Genomic DNA, 20848 nt, shown 5'->3' on the forward strand with positions numbered 1-20848 from the left:
AGGAGCCGGACGACAGGGAGGTCAGATCGTCGGTGACTTTCCCTCTCCCCCGCGCGGGGAGGGGGATTGAAGACGCAAGGCCTGGGCAGCGACCCGCTTGACCTGCGGCGGCGTGATCGGCGAAGCCAGCAGGAACCGGGCATCGGTGGCGATCCGTGCATCCACGGCCTCCCGCTCGGCGCCCTGCAAGCGATGGCACATCTGCAGGATCAGCCGTTCGTAGCCGGCCTGCCACTGCAGCAACGGCGATTGGCCCTGCCTGCCCTCGTTGCGCCGCACCTGCTCCAGCAGGTCATCGGGGCGGCTGCAACGCCCTTCCAGCACCTCCAGTTCGGCCAGCATGAAGCGCGTGGACACGAACAGTTCGTCCTTCGGCGTCTGGCCCAGCGCGGTGAGCCCGGCCAATGCCTCCCCGGCAAGCGCGCGCGCGGCATCCATCCGGCCCAGGTCACGGGCATCACCGGCCAGTTCCAGCTTCAACAGCTGCACGTCGACGCCGCTGTCGTCGCCGTTGCGGGCCAGCACCTGCAGGGCCTGCTGGTGCAGCGCCTGCGCACCCTGGACATCGCCCATGAAACTGCGGCTGTTGCCGATCAGCTCCAGCGCATCGTTGGTGCTGTCCGAGCCGATGCGCTCCAGCGCCGCCAGCACCTGGCGGGCGATGCGCTCGGCGGTGACGTAGTCGCCCTTGTACAGGTGCATGCGCGCGCCGTTCTGGGTGGTGATGATGGCGCGGAAGCTGTCCGGCCCACCGTTGGCCACCGCGTAGCGATGGGCGATGTCGCTCAATGCGATGGCTGCATCCACGTCGCCCTGCCCCAGCTTGGATGCGGCCAGTGCGATCGCCGCGGCGGCGGTCGGCTCGGATTCCTCGCCGAACTGTGCGCGGGTGGCGGCCAGCGTCGGTTCGAGGATGGCATCGGCCTGCGCATAATCGGACTGCTTGACCAGCGCACGGCCCAGCCATGCCGCGCTGACCAGGCTGCGCGGGTGGTTTGGGCCGTACAACCCGCCGTTGGCCTCCACCACCTGGCGCAGCAGGCTCACCGCTTCTTCGCTGCCACCGGTGGCGCTGAGCAGGTTGGCCAGGTCCTCGCGCATCTGGTTGAGTTCGGCCACCGACTGCGGCACCTGCCGCTGCGCCAGCGCGATGGCCTGGCGCAGGTGGGCAATGGCTTCGGCGCGCTTGCCACGCGATTCGTCCAGGCCTGCGTACTGGTGGAAGGCCTCGGCGAGCCGGCCTTCGCCCTGCGCGCCCAGCGCCTGCAGCTGCGTCACCGATTGCCTGAACCAGCGTTCGGCCGGATCAAGCTGGCCGGCGCGCCGGTACAGCGTGGCCAACTGGTAGGCCGCCACGCCACGCTGCAGGCGCGCGGCGGTGCTGATACCCGGGGGCCGGGCCAGGATCCGCTCCAGCATCCGCATCGCCGTGGGGTCCGGCGCATCGCCCTGCCCGGCCACGCGCGCATGGGTGATGGCCAGTTCCGTCGCCAGCATCGAATCCTCGCCCAGCGCAGCCACCGCCGCGTCATGGCCGCGCCGGGACAGTGCCTCGGCCTTGGCGTACTCGCCCAGCCCGATGTAGGTGCGCGACAGCGCATCGAACAGGCGCGCCTGCATCTCCGGCTGTCCGGCCAGGGTGGTCTCGGCCTGGCGCACGCCGGCGTCCACCAGTTCCAGCGCGGTGGGCGTCTTGCCGCCGGTCAGCTCCGGGTTGGCCGACTCGAACACGTTGATCAGGAAGTCGCGTACCGCATCGGCGGTGCGCGCCTGCTCGGTGGCACGCAGTGCTTCGCTCTCGGCGCGCTGCTGCTGCAGGCGTGCCTCATGGGCCTGCCACAGGGTGCCGCCCATGCCCGCCAGCAGGGTCAGCAACAGCACCGCGACCACGCTGGCCCCGATACGATGGCGATGCAGGTAGCGGCGCAGGCGATCCCAGCGGTCCGGCGCGCGTGCCGATACCGGACGCCGCGCGATGGCGGCATCGATGTCGGCCAGCAACGCGTCCACCGAGCCATAACGCTGCGCCGGCGACTTGGCCAAGGCCTTCAACGCGATGGCATCCAGGTCCTGCAGCAGCGGCCTGGCGCCGCCCTGCGCCACGGCGGGCACGGCCTGCGCGGCCGGTGCCTGCGGCAGCTCGTCGCGGATGCGCGCCATCATCGCGCCCAGCGGCAGGCCATCCAGGTCCAGCGGCGCGCGGCCGCACAGCAGGTAGAACAGCAACCCGCCCAGCGCATACACATCCGAGCGCACGCTGGCGCTGTTGTCGATGATCAGCTCCGGCGCGGCGAACTCCGGCGTCAGCGCCACCTGGGTCGCACCGGCGGCCTCGCTCTGGTCCGACGCCAGCACCCGTGCGATGCCGAAGTCGAGCAGGTGCGCCTGGCCCTGCGCGTCGACCAGGATGTTGCCGGGCTTGATGTCCCGGTGGATCACCAGCTGCTCGTGCGCATACGCCACGGCCACGGCGACCTGCCGGAACAGCGCCAGGCGCGCCTGCAGGTCCGGCTGCACGCGGGCCAGCCACACGTCCAGCGTGCTGCCTTCGATATGGTCGGTGACCAGGAACGGATGGCCGTCGGCCATGCTGCCGGCGTCCAGCAGGCGCACGATGCCCGGGTGCTGCAGGCCGGCCAGTACGCGCCGCTCGGATTCGATGTTGCGGGCCAGCGCCGGGCGGTCGTCACGGATGAACTTGATCGCCACCTGCTTCTCGAACAGGCCGTCGGCACGCTCGCCCAGCCACACCTCGCCCATGCCGCCGCGGCCGATCATGCGCAGCGCACGCCAGTTGCCGACGATCTCGCCGCTATGGCCGATCGGGTCGGCCGCCGCGCGCGGCACCAGATAGCCCACCGAACGCTCGATGCCGGCCAGCCAGCCGCGCAGGGCGGCGGCATCCTCGGTGTTGTCGTCCGCCACCCGGGCGATGAACGCCGCGCGCTCGGGTTCGGGCAGGTCGAGCAGTTGGTCCAGCAGCGCCTCGCGGCGCAGCCAGTCGTCGGGCGTGGATTCCATCAGGCGTCCGGATGCAGGCGTTCGTACAGCCAACCGCGTGCCTTGAGCCAGTCACGGCGCACTGTGCTGCGGTCGATCTCCAGCACCTCGCCGGTTTCCTCCTCGCTGAGGCCGGCGAAGTAACGCAGCTGCACGACCCGCGCCAGGCGCGGGCGCAGCTTCTCCAGCCGCTCCAGCGCGTCGTTGAGCTCGAGCAGCTGCTCGGCCTCGTCCAGGTCGGCCTGCATCACCTCCACCTGGCCCAGTGTCTCGTGGCGCACGCCGCTGCCGCGCTTCTGCGCGACCCGGTCGCGGGCATGGTTGATGACGATGTTGCGCATCGCGCGCGCGGCGATGGCCAGGAAATGGTTGCGGTCGATGTGCTGGAACAGCTCGGGCGAGGCCGCGAACCGGAGGTAGGCCTCGTTGATCAACGCGGTGGTGGACAGGGTCTCGCCAACCGCACCGCGGCGCCGGCGGTAACGGGCGATCTGGCGCAGTTCTCCCTGCATGTCGGTCATCAGCTGGGAGAGGTCCACCTCGCGCCCGCCCAGCAGGCTTTCCAGCCGCTGGCCGATCTCGACCTCGTAATCATCCGCTTCCATTACCACCTTGCCGGACCCACGCCCTGCCGTTGATCCGGGCAGCCTAGCAGCAACGCCGCCGGGCCGGTGTGGAGGTGGCCGCGCCGGTTGCGACGGAACGGTCGCCTTCACTTCATTCGGTCATCTGCAGGCCGTACGCTTGCCGGCGGCGGGGATCCACCACCCAATCCGGGAACACAGCACAATGACCAAGCGTTCGATCACGGGGCCACTCGGTGTGGCCCTGCTCGCCGCCCTGGCCAGCAGTCCGGCCACCGCCGCGGTATTCGTCAATGAACTGCATTACGACAACAGCAACGGCGATGCGAATGAAGGCATCGAGGTCGTCGCCACCGCCGGCGAGGACCTGTCCACCTACAAGGTGGTGCTCTACAACGGCGCCTCGCCCTCGGCCGGCGTCACCTACAGCACCCGCAACCTGCCCGCGGGCAGTGCGGTCAACTGCGGCAGCGCCGTCACCATCGCCAGCCTGCGTTCGACCAATCTGATCCAGAACGGCGGCAACGATGGCATCGCACTGGTCGATGGCAATGGCCAGGTCGTGCAGTTCCTCAGTTACGAAGGCGCATTGACCGCCAGCAACGGCCCCGCGGCCGGCATGAGCAGCACCAACCTTCCGGTTTCGGAAACCAACAGCACCCCGGAGGGCACCTCGCTGCAGCTGGGCGGCAGTGGCAGTGCATACGCCGACTTCGCGTGGAAAACCTCCGCCGCGCAGACTTTCGGCCAATGCAACCTCAACCAGAGCTTCAACGGCACCGGTACCGGCACCGGTACGCGTCCGTCGGTGACCAGCACGCTGCCGGCCAACGGCGCCAGCAACGTCGCGGTGGCCACCGACCTGCAGGTGCATTTCAGCGAAGCCGTCACCGCCAGCAGCGGCGCGTTCGCCCTGCAATGCACCCAGGCCGGCGCGATCCCCCTGTCCTACCCGGGCAGCGGCACGCACTTCCCGCTGGCACCGCAGAACGTGCTGCCGGCCGGCGACAGCTGCCAGCTGACCGTCACCGCCAGCCGCATCACCGACGTCGACGGCATGACCCCGGCCAGCAACACCTCGGTGTCCTTCACCGTCGCCAGCGCCACCACCGCCGGCTACTGGTCCAAGGTCAACACCAGCAGCCCCTCGCAGCTGCGCTGCTCGCTGCACGCCACCATCAAGGGCCACACCTCCTATCCGTACAGTGGCACCGGCACCAACACCTGGACCATCCTGGAAGTGGCCGACGAGGATCCCAACAACCCCAACAACATCCTGGACATCTACCGCAACCGCAGCTACCCGAAGGTCTCGGCGCGCGCCGGCACCGGTTCGGGCCTCACCTACAACCGCGAGCACACCTGGCCCAAGTCGCTGGGCTTCTCCTCGGCCACCGGTGACAAGGGCCTGCCCTACGCGCCACACACCGATGCACACATGCTTTACCTGAGCGACACCAACTTCAACTCCAGCCGTGGCAACAAGCCGCTGGCCAACTGCAGCAGCGGCTGCACCGCGCTGGCCACCGAGGCCAACGACGGTGATGGCGGCGGCAGCGCGCGCGGGCAGAAGAACTGGTTCGTCGGCCCCGACGGCAACGCCGGCAGCTTCGAGACGTGGGACGGCCGCAAGGGCGACATCGCGCGCGCGGTGATGTACATGGCCATCCGCTACGAAGGCGACCCGCATCCGGTCACCGGCCAGGGCGAGCCGGACCTGGAGTTGACCAACGACCGCAGCAAGATCGTGCTGACCTCCAGCTCGCCGGCGTACATGGGCCTGTTGTCGACGCTGCTGCAGTGGCACCTGGCCGACCCGCCGACCGCACGCGAACGCGAGCGCAACGAGGTGGTCTACAGCTTCCAGGGCAACCGCAACCCGTTCATCGACCACCCCGAGTGGGCGAGCGAGTCGCTGTTCACCTCGGCCAAGCCGGCGAGCTGCCAACTGAACTGAGCAGGCTCGCAGGCCATTGCAGGTCCGCGAACCGGGCCTGCAGTGACAAAAAAAATGGCGCGTCCCGGGGGATAAGCGGGCCGCGCCATGAAGCCAGAGAGAGTTACCGATGGAACGGTGACCGCTTTTCTTTTCTTCCAGCTCTGTATCGATGAGTGCTAGCGCGACCGCTGGCTGCGCATGCCTGAGCCGCACAGCCCCAAGGCGGACTCGGCTCCGTCAGGCATCAGCCAACGCGCCTCATCCAGCGGTTTCACTCTCCTGACCGTCGCAAACCAGCGCCAGTCGCGCCAAGGGCAGAGTGAAATCGTGACGCAGGGCAATATACAATCGATGACAACGATGTCAACACTTCCATCCGAAAGTGCCGCAGCGCCTTCTGCGACAATCCCGCGGATGGACGTAAGACTGGTCTTCTGCACCTGCCCCGATCACGACAGCGCGCAGGCCCTGGCCCACCACCTGGTGGCGCGGCGGCTGGCGGCGTGCGTGAACTTGTTGCCCCCGATGCAGTCTGTGTATGGCTGGCAGGGGCAGATCGAGCAGGCCGAGGAGGTCCAGCTGTTGATCAAGACCTGCGCGGACCGGTTGGAGGCCCTGCAAGCCACCATCCTCGAGCGGCACCCCTACGAACTACCGGAGATCGTGGCGATCTCCGCCAGCGCCGGATTGCCGGCGTATCTGGATTGGATCCGGGCACAGACCCGGGAGGAAACCTGAGTTGATGATGCTGCTGCGACGTTTTATCGCCCTTTGCCTGCTCTGCCTGACCGCCCTGCCCGCACTGGCCGTCAGCGAGAAGGACCTGCTCCCGGTGGACCAGGCCTTCGCCCTGCAGGCCACCGCGCCGAGTCGCGACCGCATTGAACTGCGCTGGGACATCGCCCCCGGCTATTACCTCTACCGGCACCGCACCAGCATCAAGGCCGGCCCCGGCTTCACCGCCGAGGCACTGCAGTTCCCCAGCAGGGGCGAGCAGAAGCACGACGAGTTCTTCGGCGACGTGGAGACCTACCACCGCCAGCTGCGCGCCGTGTTGCCCGGCACCGCCGAAGCGGGTACGCAGACGGTCACGCTGGAGGTCCGCTACCAGGGCTGCGCCGACGCCGGGGTGTGCTACCCGCCGCAGAAGCGCAGCATCGAGGTCCGCCTGCCCGGCTCCGGCGGCGAGCCGCCGGCCGCGACCGCCGCGGCACCGATGTTCAATCCCCTGGCCGCCAACAACAGCGGCGGGCTGAAACTGCCCGGCGCCGCCGCCACGCAGAACCTGCCGCTGCCGGCGGACAAGGCGTTCGGCTTCGAGGCCATCGTCGATGATGGCAACCGCCTGCTGCTGCGCTTCTCGCCGGCGCCGGGCTACTACCTGTACCGCGACCGCACCTCGCTGGGCCTGGAAGGCGCGCCGGGCATCCGTACCGGCCGCCCGCAATGGCCCAACGGCACCTCGCACCGCGACGAGCATTTCGGCGACGTGGTGGTCTACTTCGACCAGGTCGACGTGCCGCTACCGCTGCGCCGCGACCGCGCCGAAGCCAGCCCCGCCACCCTGGTGGTGACCTTCCAGGGCTGCCAGACCGACGGCATCTGCTACCCGCCGATGACCCGCCGGGTGAAGCTGCAGCTCCCCGCCGGCCGCATCTCCGCGCGCGAGGAAGCCACCGTCGCGCCCCTGGTGATCCCGCCGCTGCCCAGCGGCAAGAAGGATCGCGCGCCGGTACTGCCGGCCATCGACCCGACCAGCCCGCCGACCCCGCAGCCGCTGGTGGTACGCCCGGACCCCGGCGCGCCCAACCTGACCGAACCGGCGCCCGATGCCTCGGCCGAGAACAGCCAGCGTAGCCAACCGCCGGGCACCACCGAAGACCACGGCTCGCTGCTGTGGGCCCTGCTGCTGGCACTGGCCGGTGGCCTGGTGTTGAACCTGATGCCGTGCGTGCTGCCGGTGCTGTCGTTGAAGGTGCTGGGCCTGGCGCAGAGCGGTGAGAGCCGTGCCCACGCCCGCAGCCATGCCCTGTGGTACACCGCCGGCGTGCTGGTGGCCTTCGCCGCGGTCGGTGGCCTGGTGCTGGCATTGCGCGCGGCCGGCCAGGCCGCCGGTTGGGGCTTCCAGCTGCAGCATCCCTGGTTCATCGCCACCCTGGTCTACCTGATGTTCATGGTCGGCCTGAGCCTCACCGGTGTGTTCACCCTGGGCACCAACCTGGGCGGCATCGGCCAGTCGCTGGCGCGCCGCAGCGGCCCCAGCGGCGACTTCTTCACCGGCGTGCTGGCCTGCGTGGTGGCCAGCCCGTGCATCGCCCCGTTCATGGGCTCGGCGCTGGCCTACGCGTTCACCGCACCGGCGCCGCTGGCCTTCCTCGTGTTCGTGGCGCTGGGCCTGGGCCTGGCGCTGCCGTTCCTGCTGATCGGCTTCGTGCCGTCGCTGGCCCGTCGCCTGCCCAAGCCGGGCGCATGGATGGAAACCTTCAAGCAGGTGCTGGCGTTCCCGATGTACCTGACCGCCATCTGGCTGCTGTGGGTGCTGGGCAAGCAGCGCGGCATCGACGCGATGGCGCTGATGCTGGCCGGTGCCGCGACGCTGGCGCTGGGCCTGTGGTGGTTCGAGCGCAGCCGCTGGCACAGCCGCCGGACCGGCATGGTGCTTGGCCTGGTGCTGGCGGTGCTGTCGCTGATCCCGGTATGGGGCGTCACCCGCCTGCCGCCGCCTGCCGCGGCCGCCGCCCAGGAAGGCGTGGTCGCCTATTCGCCGGAAATGCTCGACCGCCTGCGCGCCGACAACCGCGTGGTGTTCGTCAACATGACCGCCGACTGGTGCGTGACCTGCAAGGCCAACGAGCGCGGCGTGCTCAACCGCGATGCGTTCCGTGATTCGCTCAAGCGCGTGGACGCGGTGTACATGCACGGCGACTGGACCAACGTCGATCCGCAGATCAGCGCCTTCCTGGAGCAGCACAAGGCCGTGGGCGTGCCGCTGTACGTGGTGTACGGCCCGGGCGCACCGCCGCGCGTGCTGCCCACCGTGCTGACCCAGTCCATCGTCGAAGACGCGCTGCTGCGCGCGGCGCGCTGAAGTGCGCCGCACGGCAGCGTGGGTGGCGGGCATCGCCGCTGCCGCCGGTCTGGCAGCCGGGGCGTGGCTGACCCGCCCCGCCCCGCCGCCGACGATGCGGACCCCGTTCCCGGCCGCGCCAGCCGTGGCCCCCACCTATGACGTCCGCCCCGGCAGTGCACTGACTGCGTTCACCCTGCCCGACCTGGACGGCATGCCGGTGCGTTTCCCGGAGCACTTCAAGGGCCGCCCGGTGCTGATCAATGTCTGGGCCAGCTGGTGCGCGCCATGCATCGAGGAAATGCCGGAGCTGGCACGCTTGGCCGCCGCGCATGCCGACGACGGCCCACGGGTGGTGGGCATCGCCCTGGACACCCCGGAAGCGGTGCAGGATTTCCTGGGCAATGTGCCGGTGTACTACCCGATCGTGATCGACACGCCCGGCCCCGACGATGCCAGCGTCAAGCTCGGCAACACGCAGGGGCTGCTGCCCTACAGCGTGCTGCTCGATGCCCAGGGGCGTTTCGTCAAGCACAAGCTTGGCCCGTTCAAGGCCGGCGAGATCGAGGCCTGGGCCACGTCCGGCGCCCCCTGAGCGTGCACCGCATCGCACAATGACACTGCCCCGCGCCAAAGCGCGGGGCAGTGTCTTTCCAGCGGCGCGTCGTGCCTCACGGCCGCAACAGCACCTTGCCCCTGCGGCCTGGCAGCAGGCTTGCGCGCGTGGCTTCGGCGACGTCGGCCAGGTCGTAGGTCGCCTGCACCGGCAATGTCAGTTCACCGCTCATCGCACGCTGCAGCAGTTCGCCGACCAGACGACGCTTGTTGTCGCCCGACATCTCGCGGCTGACCTTGCTGCCCCAGAAACCCTTGACCGTGGCCTGCTTGAAGATCAGGTCGCCGGAGGGAATCTGCATCGGCTCACCGGCCATGGTGCCGAACGACACCAGCGTGCCGTTGTCTCCCAGCAGCGATACCAGGTCGGCGCTGGCCTGGCCACCGATGGAATCCACCGCTGCATGCGCCAGCGTGTCGCCGAGCAGCGCGCGGGCGCGTGCCTTCCAGTCCGGCTGTGCGGTGGACAGCACGGTGTCGATGCCCAGCGCCTTGAGTTCATCCACGCCGGCATCGCGGCGCACCAGCCCAAGCACAGGCACGCCACGCGCGCCGGCAAGCATCGCCAGGGTCTTGCCGACCGCACCGTTGGCGGTGTTCTGCACGATCCATTGGCCCGGGCGGGCCTGCAGGAATTCCAGCAGCATCAGCGCACTCAACGGCATCGCGACCAGCTGCGCGGCGGCTTCATCGGCGATGCCGGCCGGCACCGGGATGACCATGCGTGCCGGTGCGATGAAGTACTCGGCCCAGGTGCCGTGCACCGAGGCCGCCATCACCCGCTGGCCGATCGCCACGCCTTCGACACCTTCGCCGAGCGCGTCGACGGTGCCGACCGCTTCGCTGCCGCCAATGGCCGGCAACTCCGGCTTGTAGCCGTACTGGCCGCGTACCGTCCACAGGTCGTGGTTGTGGATCGGCGCGAGGATCGTCCTGATCCGTACTTCGCCCGGGCCGGGTTGCGGCACGGCACTGTCACCGAGGACCAGGACCTGGGACGGTTCACCAAACGTGGCGTGGATCGCACTGCGCATGACGGCCTCCCCGGGGGCTCAGGCGACAGTCACGTGCAGGCGCACGTCGACATTGCCGCGGATGGCGTTGGAGTACGGGCAGATCTGGTGCGCGGCCTCGACCAGGCGGCGCGCGTCGGCCTCGTCCAGGCCCTGCACCGCCACGCTCAGGTCGATGTCCAACGCATAGCCGCCCTCGGCGGTCTGGCCGATGCCCACTTCCACCGAGGTGGCGGTGTGGGTGGGTTGCAGCTGCAGCTTCTTGGCCGCCACCGGCAGCGCGTTGTCGAAGCAGGCCGCATAGCCGAGCGCGAACAACTGCTCGGGATTGGCACCGGCCTTGCCGGAGCCCGGCAGGGCAAGGTCGAGCGCAAGGCTGCCGTCGTCCAGGGCGGTACGGCCGGCACGGCCACCGGTCGCGGTGGCGCGGGTCTTGTAGAAGATCTTCATGGCGGAATTCCTTGTATGTGAGGTGGCCTGCGCAGTTCGCGCGGCCAGGAACCAGGGGAGAGTGACGGGCTCGCTCAACCGAGCTGCGCGAGCAGCGCCTGGGCCACGGCTTCGGAGCTGGCCGGGTTCTGCCCGGTGACCAGCCGACCGTCGGTCACAACGAAGGACTGCCAGTCCGGCCCCTTGGCGTAGTCACCTCCCAGGCGGGTGAACGCGTCCTCGATCAGGAACGGCACCACCGCGCTCAGGCCGACCGCGTCCTCCTCGCTGTTGGAGAAACCGGTGACCTTGCGGCCAGCCACCAGCGGACTGCCGTCGGCCTTCTTCGCCGCGACCAGCGCCGCCGGCGCGTGGCAGACCAGCCCCAGCGGCTTGTTGGCACGGTCGAAGGTTTCAATCAGCGCGATCGAATCGGCATCGCGGGCCAAGTCCCACAGTGGACCGTGGCCGCCGGGGTAGAACACCGCATCGAACTGGCTGGCATCGACCTGCCCCAGCGGCAGCGTGGTGGCCAGGTGCTGGCGCGCCGCATCGTCGCCGCTGAAGCGCCGGGTGGCCGGCGTCTGTGCGTCGGGCTCGTCGCTGCGCGGGTCCAGCGGCGGCTGGCCACCGGCCGGCGAGGCCAGGGTGAGGGTGGCGTCGGCATCCTTGAACACGTAGTACGGTGCGGCGAATTCCTCCAGCCAGAAGCCGGTCTTGTGCCCGGTGTCGCCGAGCTGGTCGTGCGAGGTCAGTACGAACAGGACGTTCATGTCAGTGCCTTCAATCGTTGGGGCGGTGGGGGAATCACGCGGCGCGATGGCCGCAGGTCAGCAGGTGTTCGGTGGCCTCGCGCGCCTGCTGCAGGGGCAGGTGGTCCTGGCTCAGCTTGGACAGCAGGGCTGCGCCCAGCCACATCTGGTAGAGCACCCGCGCCACATCCAGGGCGGGCTTGCCGGCCGGCAGCGAGCCATCGGCGCGGCCTTCCTCGACCAGCACGGCGATCCGCTGTAACAGCCGCTGCACGCCGTCATCCAGCACCCGGCGCATGTCCTCGGAAAGGTCGGCGACCTCGGCGGCGAGCTTCACTACCAGGCACTCCTCGGCCCAGCCCTGCGCCGGGTCGGCCGGGTCACGCATCCATGCCTCCCAGTAGCGCATCAGCCGTTCGCGGCCGGTGCCGCCATCGGCCAGCAACTGCTCCAGCTTGCGCCCGTAGCCGTCGACGTACTGTTGCAGCAGTTCGCAGCCGAACGCTTCCTTGGACGGGAAGTAGTGATAGAACGAGCCCTTCGGCACCGCGCAGGCCTTGAGGATTTCCTGAAGGCCGAGCGCGGCAAATCCCTTCTGCAATACCAGCCGGTAGCCGGTATCGAGGATGTGCTGGCGGGTGGCTTGGGCTTTGGGGGACAAGTTCATGGGGCGCATCGTATTTCAAATAGACCGGTCGTCTATTAACGGGGGCGAACTGGATGGGGGCATCCGTTGGACCGCGATCCGGGGAATCGTGGGTTCACTTGCAGTGTCCGGCGGCAGAGAAAGCCGCCCTCATCCGCCCCTTCGAGGCACCTTCTCCCGCTTTTCGGGAGAAGGGAGATGGCCGCGCGCGCCTGGCCGTGCAGCTACGCGGTGCGATATCCGCGAACGTCGCCCATCACGCTGCCAACCGTTGCGCATTGCGTCGGGCGGCTGTTCGTGGGCAGTAGGCCCTGCACTGCGACTCTTCCCACCCAACCGCTGTGGACATGACGGAAATGGCCCACCATGCCGCACGGGTCCAGCCGCATCAGGATTCAAACAATTGCTTTAAACGCGGCTAATTTCGCCGAACTGGACAGCATTGCCGGCTTCGATCACACTGCCGCCCTTTCCCGCCTTCCCTCGGTCCATGGCAAAACTGCTGGTTCTCCACGGCCCCAACCTGAACCTGCTGGGCACTCGCGAGCCCGAGGTCTACGGCCACACCACGCTGGCCCAGATCGATGCGGCGCTGGCCGCGCAGGCACAGGCCGCCGGCCATGCCACCGACCACCTGCAGTCCAACGCCGAACACGTGCTGGTGGACCGGGTGCAGGCCGCGCGCACCGATGGAACCGCTTTCATCCTGATCAATCCGGCTGCTTTCACGCATACCTCGGTGGCCCTGCGCGACGCGCTGGCTGCCGTGGCCATTCCCTTCATCGAGATCCACCTGTCCAACCCGCACAGCCGCGAGCCGTTCCGGCAGCACAGCTACCTGAGCGACAAGGCGGTGGGCGTGATCTGCGGCTTTGGCGCCGACAGCTACCGCTATGCGATGGACGCCGCCCTGCAGCGGCTGGCGGCTGCCGCGTGAAAGCGCTGCCGCACCTGCTGGTCGGACTGGCCCTGGGCAGCGTGCTGCTGGCGCCGGCGCATGCGCGCCCGGCCCGTGACCGTGCCGCTGAGGGCATCGACTGCACGACCGCGGTCAGCACGATGGAAAGCGACCTGTGCGCGGCCGACCGCGCCGAGGACGCCGACGAGGCACTCAATGCCGTCTACCGCCAGGTGCGCCAGCAGTTGCGGCAGCAGGCCACCGACGGCAGCTGCAGCCATTGCGGCAGCGCCGAGCAGCAGCTGGTGGCCGCGCAACGCGCCTGGATCACCCTGCGTGACCAGGACTGCGCCGCGGTCTACGCCTTCAATGCCGATGGAACCTCGCGCAATGGTGCGCGGTCGCATTGCCTGACCATCCACGCGCAGGACCGCACCCGGCAACTGCGCGACTTCTACGAACTTTGACCCGGCGCACCGCGCCCCCACCTTACCGCTACAACAGAACGAAAGAGGCCCTCATGGATCTGCGCAAAATCAAGAAGCTCATCGACCTGCTGGAAGAGTCGAACCTGGCCGAGATCGAGATCAAGGAAGGCGAGGAATCCGTGCGCCTGTCGCGCACCCCGGTCGGCGGCTACGCCGCCCCGGTCGCCGCCCCGGTCTACGCGCCCGCACCGGCCGCTGCGCCGGCGGCCATGCCGATGAGCGGCCCGACCGAGGCCTCCACCGGTGGCACCGCCAAGCCGGGCAACGCCCTGCCGGAAGGCCACGTGCAGCGCGCACCGATGGTCGGCACCTTCTATGCCTCGTCCTCGCCGGACAAGCCGGCCTTCGTCAGCGTCGGCCAGACCATCAAGGCCGGTGAAACCCTGGCCATCATCGAGGCGATGAAGATGTTCAACCCGATCGAGGCCGAAGTGTCCGGCACCGTGGTGGCCATCCTCGGCGAGAACGGCAGCCCGGTGGAATTCGACCAGCCGCTGTTCGTGATCGCCTGAGGCGCCGGCCATGCTCGACAAGGTCGTAATCGCCAACCGAGGGGAAATCGCGCTGCGCATCCTGCGCGCGTGCCACACCCTGGGCATCCGCACGGTCGCGGTGCACTCCACCGTCGACCGCAACCTCAAGCACGTGGCCATGGCCGACGAGTCGGTCTGCATCGGCCCGGCCCCGTCGTCGGAAAGCTACCTCAACATCCCGGCGCTGATCGCCGCCGCTGAAGTCACCGACGCCCAGGCCATCCACCCCGGCTACGGCTTCCTGTCCGAGAACGCCGACTTCGCCGAGCGCGTGGAGCAGTCCGGCTTCATCTTCATCGGCCCGCGTGCGGAAACCATCCGCCTGATGGGCGACAAGGTCGAAGCCATCCGCGCGATGAAGGCCGCCGGCGTGCCGTGCGTGCCCGGCTCGGGCGGCCCGCTGGGCGAGGACATCGTCGCCAACACCAAGATTGCCCGCGAGATCGGCTACCCGGTCATCATCAAGGCATCGGGCGGCGGTGGCGGCCGCGGCATGCGCGTGGTGCATGCCGAGGGCGCACTGAAGGCCTCCATCGAGACCACCAAGTCCGAGGCCAAGGCCGCCTTCGGCAACGGCGAGGTCTACATGGAGAAGTACCTGGAGAATCCGCGCCACGTGGAAATCCAGGTGCTGGCCGATGGCCAGGGCAACGCCATCCACCTGGGTGAGCGCGACTGCTCGATGCAGCGCCGTCACCAGAAGGTGGTGGAAGAAGCACCGGCACCGGGCATCACCGCCGAACTGCGCGAGCAGATCGGCAAGGTCTGCGTGGAAGCCTGCATCCGCATCGGCTACCGCGGCGCCGGCACGTTCGAGTTCCTGTTCGAGGACGGCCGCTTCTACTTCATCGAGATGAACACCCGCGTGCAGGTGGAGCATCCGGTGACGGAGATGGTGACCGGCATCGACCTGGTCGCCGAGCAGCTGCGCATCGCCTCGGGCCAGAAGCTGACGATCAAGCAGAGCGACGTGGTGCTGCACGGCCACGCCATCGAATGCCGCATCAACGCCGAGGACGCGGAAACCTTCATCCCCAGCCCCGGCCTGATCACCGGCTTCTACCCGCCGGGTGGCCCGGGCGTGCGCGTGGATACCCACATCTACGCCGGCTACAAGGTCCCGCCGAACTACGACTCGATGATCGGCAAGCTGATCGTGCACGGCCCGGACCGCGACACCGCCATCGCGCGCATGCGCGTGGCGCTGAGCGAGATGGTCGTGGACGGCATCAAGACCAACGTCGCCCTGCAGCAGCGCATCATGCGCGACAAGGGCTTCCAGGCCGGTGGACAGAACATCCACTACCTGGAAAAGCGCCTGGCCGAGCGCAAGAACCAGTCGATCGCGCTGACCTGATCGAGGGTTTGATGGAACAGGAAAAGGCGGGGAAACCCGCCTTTTCCTTTGCCTGGCGCCGCAGGCCGGGATTGCGCTGCGCTCCCTCCCCGCCCGCGGCGCGTCGCTCGCGACCACGCTCAGTGGATGACGGGCATCACCGACGGGTCATGCCGGCGCTGCCAACCCCATGAAGGCCGCAGCCGCCGTCGGCCGCCCCAGGAAGTAGCCCTGCAGCGAGTCGCAGCCCAGCGAACGCAGGAACTCGCGCTGCGCCGCGGTCTCCACGCCCTCGGCCACCACCTTGATGTTCAGCGCGCGCGCCAGTGCCACGATCGAGGACACGATCGCCGCATCCTCCTCGTTGCGCTCCAGGTCGCGCACGAAGGCACGGTCGATCTTCAACTCCGCCGCCGGCATGCGCTTGAGGTAGAGCAGGCTGGAATAGCCGGTGCCGAAATCGTCAATGGCGATCTTCAACCCCATCGCGGTCAACTGGTTGAGCACGTCCAGGCTGGCCTCGACATCCTTCATCGCCGTGGTCTCGGTGACTTCCAGGGTCAGGCAGGTCGGGTCGATGCCATGCTCCTGGATGATCCGTCGCACCGTCTCCACCAGCACCGGCGAATCGAACTGCAGCGGCGACAGGTTCACCGCCATCGTCCATTCCCGGTTGCCGGCGTCATGCCATTGCCGCAGCTGCCGGCAGGCCTGGTCCAGCACCCAGTCGCCGATCGGCAGGATCAACCCGCTGCGCTCGGCGATGGGAATGAACATGTCCGGCGCCAGCATGCCCAGCTCCGGGTGCTGCCAACGCAGCAATGCCTCGGCGCCGATCACCCGCTGGCCACCGGCGTCGAACTTGGGCTGGTAGTGCAGCACCAGCTCGTCGTTCTCCACCGCCTTGCGCAGGTCCTGCAGCAGGCGCAGCTGGCGATTGGCGTTGACCTGCATGGCCGGGGTGAAGAAGGTGTAGCCGTTCCGGCCCAGCCGCTTGGTGTGGTACATGGCCACGTCGGCATGGGCCATCAGTTCGCGCTCGTTGCGCGCGTCGCTGGGGTACAACGCGATGCCGAGGCTGGCACTGACCTGCAGCTCCGCCGCGTCGATCAGGAACGGCTGCGCCGCCGCCGCGACGATGCGCTCGGCCACCAGCAGCGCGTCGTCCGGGCCTCCCACGCCCAGCGCCATCACGAACTCGTCGCCGCCCAGCCGCGCGAACGTGTCCTGCGGCCCGAGCAGCGCGCCGATGCGGCGTGCCACCGCCACCAGCAGGCGATCACCGAGATGGTGGCCATAGGCATCGTTGACCGTCTTGAAGCCGTCCAGGTCACAGAAGATCACCGCGACCATGCGTCCTTCCTGCTGGGCGCGCTTGATCGCCTGGCCCATGCGGTCCTGCAGCAGCATGCGGTTGGGCAGCTGGGTCAACGGGTCATGCAGCGCCGCCTGCACCAGCTTCTGGTTGGCGTCGGCCAGCGAGTCGGCCAGCACGCCGGTGCGCTCGCGCATGCGACGGTCGAACAGCGAGGCCACCGTGGCGATGCCCAGCGTGGCCACCGTGGTGACGATCACCAGCACCGCCAGCCAGCGCGTGTCGATGCCGCCGGCGCTCACCGCGCCACAGATGCTGCCCTCCGGGAAGCGCGCGGCGGCCATGCCGGTGTAGTGCATGCCGACGATGGCAACCCCCATCAGCAGCGACGCCATCGCGCGCATGTACAGCGTATTGCGGCGCTCGTTGCGCAGCCGGAAGGCGATCCACAATGCCGCGCCCGCCGCGCCGATGGCGACCATGATCGAGGCGAGGAACCAGCCGGGGTGGTAGTCGATGCCCGGCTGCATGCGCAGCGCGCTCATGCCCAGGTAGTGCATGGCCGCGATCGCCAGCCCCATCAGCACCGCACCGGCCAGCAGCCGCAGGCCCTGCAGGCTGGGGCGCGACACCAGCCACAGCGCATAAGCCGACGCGCCCACCGATACCGCCAGTGACCACAGCGTCAGCGCCAGGTCGTAGCCCAGCGGGATCGGCAGGTCGAAGGCCAACATGCCGATGAAATGCATCGACCAGATGCCCAACCCCATCGCCACCGCGCCGCCCAGCAACCACCAGCGCGCGACCCTGCCCTGCGCCGTGGCCAGCCGCCCGGCCATGTCCAACGCGGTGTACGACGCCAGCACGGCGACCACTATCGAAAAGCCGACCAGGGTGTGGTCGTAACGGGCAATCATCATCACGGGTCTTTCAACACACTCATTCGCACGCCCCGATATCGGCCACGCGCGGGAATACTTGCGGGCAAACAAAAGGGCGGGAAACCCGCCCTTCCGCGTTGCCTGCCTCGCGCCCGCTTACCGGGCGTCGATCGCGCTGCCGGTGACCGGCTCGGTCCCCAGTGGCGAGGACGGATCCATCACCGTCACCGTCTCCACCGAGCCGTCCGGCCACACGATCTGGAAGCTGCTGCCCGGCTGCAGCGTGGAGAACGGCGCGCCACTCTGCGCGCGGTAGATGGCCGCGGCCTGGCTGGCACCGGCGCGACGGGTGTCGATGTCCGATTTCACGGTGGTGAGCTTGACCTTGCTCATCGCACGGTAACGATCCTCGTAGGTATCGATCAGCACCACTCCCACCGCACCGGCGGAGTAGGCGACGAACAACACCACCCAGACCCAGAACTTGGCTCCATGGACGAACTGACGATAATTCATCGCTTACCTCCCCGCGCACCGCGCAGGCTGTCTACCAGCTGGTTCATTCTTCCCTCGCTCTGCCGTGGCACGGCGGCGTCATACACGAACGATTCGAAATCCTGGCCTGGATCCTTGGAGCAGATCCCGCCGTTGGCGCAATAGCTTGTCATCAACATGCTGTTCGGCCCGCAGGCCAACCCCAACCGGCAGGCCGCAACCTGCCAGGCCAGCTGGGAAAACTGGTCGCCCGCCACCATCCCGCGGTAGGCATCATCGCCGGCGGCTGTGACACCCATTGCAGAGGACACCGCCAGGAAGGCTTCCGGATCCTGCGAGTTCAGCACGCGCTCGACCAGGCCACGGCGGTAGTCCGCATCACGCTTGAGCGGCTCCCCCATCGCCAGCAGCGCGGCCTCGGCGGCCAGGTTGCCGGCCGCTGCGGCCTGCTGGCGCTCCTGCAGGATCACGCCACGGCCGATCGCATCGGCGGCGGTGAAGCCCACGCAGCCCACGCTGACGCGCTCACGCGCGGCGTTCAGGCCGGGCACGTCGCTCAGGCCCATGCTGGCCAGCGTGCTGCTGTCCAGCGCATACCCGCGCGGGTCCATCGCATAGACACCGCAGTAATCATGAATGCGGCTGACCATCCATGCCGCTTCCGCATCGCCGGCATCGGCGGCGGCACGCAGCTCGCGGGCAAATGCGTACAGGTCGCGCCCGCGCTCGAACACCGCACGCAGGTCCACCGGCAGGCCGGGGCCGATCGCGGTGGATGCGGCCACTTCCGGCTGCGCCGGGCCGCTGCTGAAGCCGTTGGCGTTGCTCACCTCCGCACCGGCACCGACGGCCGCCAATTCAGCGTTGCCACCGCCGCCGGCATGCAGCCCGATGCCACCGCGATAGCCGAGCACGCCCAGCAGCACCGCAACGGGCAGCGCCAGCAGGTACCAGGGCTTTTTGGCAAGCAGGGAGAACATCCGGAGGCAGGGACAGGACGGCCGAGTGCAGGGCGCAAGTGTAGCAATGGACTGGCGTGTGGATGTCAACAGCCCCGGCCGCGCGCAATCCGGGCCCGCCTCGTCTAGGATGCGTGCCCTGTCCTGCCGCTGCCGTCCCCCGCCATGCCCTTCCTCGAACTCACCCTGCGCTGCACCGAAACCACCCAGCCCCGTTACGAGAATGCACTCGACGACGTGGGTGCGCTGGCGGTGACCATGCTCGACGCCGATGCCGACACCAGCAACGAGCGCGCGATCCTGGAGCCGGGCGTGGGCGAGACCCCGCTGTGGAACGACCTGGTGCTGACCGCGCTGTTCCCGGCCGATACCAACGGCCTGGCCCTGCTGGCCGCACTGGAGGCATTCGACCCGGGCCTGGACTGGAGCAGCGCCAGCTTCCGCGCGGTCCAGGACGAGGACTGGGAACGCGCCTGGCTGGACCAGTTCCAGCCGATGTCGTTCGGCCAGCGCACCTGGATCGTGCCGTGGAACCATGACCTGCCGGAAGCGGCACAGGCCGCCGAGGCCGCCGTGGTGCGACTGGACCCGGGCCTTGCCTTCGGCTCCGGTACCCATCCGACCACCGCCCTGTGCCTGCGCTGGCTCGACCAGCTCTCGGCCGAAGGCGAACTGGAAGGCCGCACCGTGCTCGACTTCGGCTGTGGCTCCGGCATCCTGGCCCTGGCCGCGCTCAAGCTCGGCGCGGGTGCGGCGGTGGGCGTGGACAACGACCCGCAGGCGCTGATCGCCACCGCCGACAACGGCGAGCGCAACGGCGTGCATATCGCCGCCTACCTGCCCGAGGACGAACCGGTCGCCACCTATCCGGTGGTGGTGGCCAACATCCTGGCCTCGGCGCTGGACGCCCTGGCCGAACTGCTGGCCACGCGCGTGGCCACCGGCGGGCGGATCGCCCTGTCCGGCATCCTGCATGGCCAGGAGGGCGAACTGCTGGAACGCTATGCGGCCTGGTTCGACCAGCTTGAGGCGGTGCAGGACGGCGACTGGATGCGCATCACCGGCGTGCGCCGTGCTTGAATGGGCGCATTGCCCCGTCACCGCCTGACATGAGCGACAAACCCACGCCATCGCAACCGTCACTGGCCACCTTCCTGCAGGGCCAGGCACCGGCCACGGCACCGCTCCCGGCGGAGCCCGTTGCGCCCGTCGCATCGGATCAGGAGGCCGCGCAGGCGCTGCACGAGGGCGGCGATATCACCATTGCCGATGACCTGATTCCATCGCAGCAGGCCAACAGCGACACGCTGGACGAGGAACCGGCCCCGCCGGTCCCTGCGGTGACCGCTCCCAGCTTCATGCGTACCGAGCGTCAGGCCGGCGCACCGCCGCGTGCGACGCCGCGCTGGCAATGGGGCGTGGTCGCCGCGCTGGGGCTGTTGCTGCTGGTGCAGGTGCTGGTCGCCGACCGCGCCCGGCTTGCCGCCGATGCCGGCACCCGGCCCCTGGTCAGCGCCCTGTGCACGGTGCTGCGCTGCACCCTGCCGGCATGGCATGAGCCCAGTGCCTACAGCATGCTCAGCCGCGAGATCCGCCCGGTGCCGGGCCAGCCGGGCGTCCTGCAGGTGCAGGCCAGTTTCCGCAATGAAGCGCGTTGGGAGCAGGCATGGCCAGCGCTGCGGCTGTCGCTGTCCGACGCCGATGGCCGGGTGATCGGCCGGCGCACACTGCAACCGGCGGAGTACCTGGGCCCGGCTGCCGATGCGCAGGGCCGGTTGGCGCCCGGACAAAGCGCGCAGGTGTCCTTCCGGCTGCGCGAACCGGCCGCCGCGACGGTCGCCTTCAGCTTCGAATTCCAGTAACTGGAGGAACAACGGCGTGGCGGGCTGCCGGCCCAC

Annotated in this window: 19 protein-coding genes; 10 read left to right on the forward strand and 9 right to left on the reverse strand. The window is 68.9% G+C overall.

Going from position 1 to position 20848, the window contains the following annotated elements; translation table 11 throughout:
* Positions 1-21: 21 nt before the first annotated feature.
* Together ACIPR8_RS07960 and ACIPR8_RS07965 are read right to left on the reverse strand one after the other, a co-directional pair.
* Positions 22-3021: a protein kinase domain-containing protein gene (locus ACIPR8_RS07960; RefSeq protein ID WP_446540695.1), complete on the reverse strand. Its 3000-nt coding sequence runs from the start codon at positions 3019-3021 to the stop codon at positions 22-24.
* Positions 3021-3605: an ECF-type sigma factor gene (locus ACIPR8_RS07965; protein WP_192286795.1), complete on the reverse strand. Its 585-nt coding sequence runs from the start codon at positions 3603-3605 to the stop codon at positions 3021-3023. The genes ACIPR8_RS07960 and ACIPR8_RS07965 overlap by 1 nt, the downstream gene beginning before the upstream one ends.
* A gap of 184 nt (positions 3606-3789) precedes the next feature.
* Here ACIPR8_RS07965 and ACIPR8_RS07970 point away from each other — a divergent pair, with 184 nt between their 5' ends.
* The 4 genes from ACIPR8_RS07970 to ACIPR8_RS07985 all read left to right on the forward strand — a co-directional run bounded on the left by ACIPR8_RS07970 (position 3790) and on the right by ACIPR8_RS07985 (position 9185).
* Entirely contained in the window at positions 3790-5541 is a 1752-nt protein-coding gene (locus ACIPR8_RS07970) for an endonuclease (protein WP_446540696.1), read from the forward strand.
* Positions 5542-5928: 387 nt separating this feature from the next.
* Positions 5929-6261 (forward strand): divalent-cation tolerance protein CutA, encoded by a 333-nt coding sequence (gene cutA / locus ACIPR8_RS07975; protein ID WP_446541052.1) that lies wholly within the window; start codon positions 5929-5931, stop codon positions 6259-6261.
* 4 nt (positions 6262-6265) lie between these two features.
* Positions 6266-8611, forward strand: a complete 2346-nt coding sequence (locus ACIPR8_RS07980) for a protein-disulfide reductase DsbD family protein (protein ID WP_446540697.1) — start codon at positions 6266-6268, stop codon at positions 8609-8611.
* A 1-nt stretch (position 8612) separates the two neighbouring features.
* Positions 8613-9185 carry a TlpA disulfide reductase family protein gene (locus ACIPR8_RS07985; protein WP_446540698.1) on the forward strand — a complete coding sequence of 191 codons (573 nt, stop codon included), beginning with the start codon at positions 8613-8615 and terminating at the stop codon, positions 9183-9185.
* A gap of 76 nt (positions 9186-9261) precedes the next feature.
* On the opposite strand, the gene ACIPR8_RS07990 is transcribed toward ACIPR8_RS07985, so the two are convergent.
* From ACIPR8_RS07990 to ACIPR8_RS08005, 4 genes are all read right to left on the reverse strand, one after another.
* Positions 9262-10239 (reverse strand): zinc-binding dehydrogenase, encoded by a 978-nt coding sequence (locus ACIPR8_RS07990; protein WP_446540699.1) that lies wholly within the window; start codon positions 10237-10239, stop codon positions 9262-9264.
* Between the two features lie 18 nt (positions 10240-10257).
* Positions 10258-10668, reverse strand: a complete 411-nt coding sequence (locus ACIPR8_RS07995; RefSeq protein WP_446540700.1) for an organic hydroperoxide resistance protein — start codon at positions 10666-10668, stop codon at positions 10258-10260.
* Positions 10669-10742: 74 nt separating this feature from the next.
* Positions 10743-11420, reverse strand: a complete 678-nt coding sequence (locus ACIPR8_RS08000; protein WP_446540701.1) for a type 1 glutamine amidotransferase domain-containing protein — start codon at positions 11418-11420, stop codon at positions 10743-10745.
* A 34-nt stretch (positions 11421-11454) separates the two neighbouring features.
* Positions 11455-12066, reverse strand: coding sequence for a TetR/AcrR family transcriptional regulator (locus ACIPR8_RS08005; protein ID WP_192286807.1), 612 nt, complete (start codon positions 12064-12066; stop codon positions 11455-11457).
* Between the two features lie 469 nt (positions 12067-12535).
* Between ACIPR8_RS08005 and aroQ the strand changes: the two genes are divergently transcribed.
* Genes aroQ through accC form a run of 4 tightly spaced genes read left to right on the forward strand, consistent with a single transcriptional unit; the run spans position 12536 to position 15321 of the window.
* Positions 12536-12982 (forward strand): type II 3-dehydroquinate dehydratase, encoded by a 447-nt coding sequence (gene aroQ, locus ACIPR8_RS08010; RefSeq protein WP_132863376.1) that lies wholly within the window; start codon positions 12536-12538, stop codon positions 12980-12982.
* On the forward strand, positions 12979-13410 hold the full coding sequence (locus ACIPR8_RS08015; protein WP_446540702.1) for a lysozyme inhibitor LprI family protein: 432 nt from the start codon (positions 12979-12981) through the stop codon (positions 13408-13410). The genes aroQ and ACIPR8_RS08015 overlap by 4 nt, the downstream gene beginning before the upstream one ends.
* Positions 13411-13463: 53 nt before the next feature.
* The gene (accB, locus tag ACIPR8_RS08020) at positions 13464-13943 is read left to right on the forward strand and encodes an acetyl-CoA carboxylase biotin carboxyl carrier protein (protein WP_192286809.1); all 480 of its coding nucleotides are present in this window, start codon (positions 13464-13466) and stop codon (positions 13941-13943) included.
* Positions 13944-13953: 10 nt separating this feature from the next.
* Positions 13954-15321, forward strand: a complete 1368-nt coding sequence (gene accC, locus ACIPR8_RS08025) for an acetyl-CoA carboxylase biotin carboxylase subunit (RefSeq protein WP_192286810.1) — start codon at positions 13954-13956, stop codon at positions 15319-15321.
* A gap of 147 nt (positions 15322-15468) precedes the next feature.
* Here accC and ACIPR8_RS08030 read toward each other — a convergent pair whose 3' ends face one another.
* From ACIPR8_RS08030 to ACIPR8_RS08040, 3 genes are all read right to left on the reverse strand, one after another.
* Complete coding sequence (locus ACIPR8_RS08030; RefSeq protein ID WP_446541053.1) at positions 15469-17532, reverse strand: putative bifunctional diguanylate cyclase/phosphodiesterase; 2064 nt, start codon at positions 17530-17532, stop codon at positions 15469-15471.
* Between the two features lie 120 nt (positions 17533-17652).
* Positions 17653-18012, reverse strand: a complete 360-nt coding sequence (locus ACIPR8_RS08035; protein WP_192286812.1) for a hypothetical protein — start codon at positions 18010-18012, stop codon at positions 17653-17655.
* On the reverse strand, positions 18009-18971 hold the full coding sequence (locus tag ACIPR8_RS08040; protein ID WP_446540703.1) for a hypothetical protein: 963 nt from the start codon (positions 18969-18971) through the stop codon (positions 18009-18011). Before ACIPR8_RS08040 ends, ACIPR8_RS08035 begins: the two co-directional genes overlap by 4 nt.
* Positions 18972-19115: 144 nt before the next feature.
* Here ACIPR8_RS08040 and prmA point away from each other — a divergent pair, with 144 nt between their 5' ends.
* Together prmA and ACIPR8_RS08050 are read left to right on the forward strand one after the other, a co-directional pair.
* Positions 19116-20030, forward strand: a complete 915-nt coding sequence (gene prmA / locus ACIPR8_RS08045) for a 50S ribosomal protein L11 methyltransferase (protein ID WP_446540704.1) — start codon at positions 19116-19118, stop codon at positions 20028-20030.
* A 29-nt stretch (positions 20031-20059) separates the two neighbouring features.
* Complete coding sequence (locus tag ACIPR8_RS08050; protein WP_446540705.1) at positions 20060-20812, forward strand: DUF3426 domain-containing protein; 753 nt, start codon at positions 20060-20062, stop codon at positions 20810-20812.
* Positions 20813-20848: the final 36 nt, after the last annotated feature.

Source organism: Stenotrophomonas sp. LARHCG68, assembly GCF_052871705.1.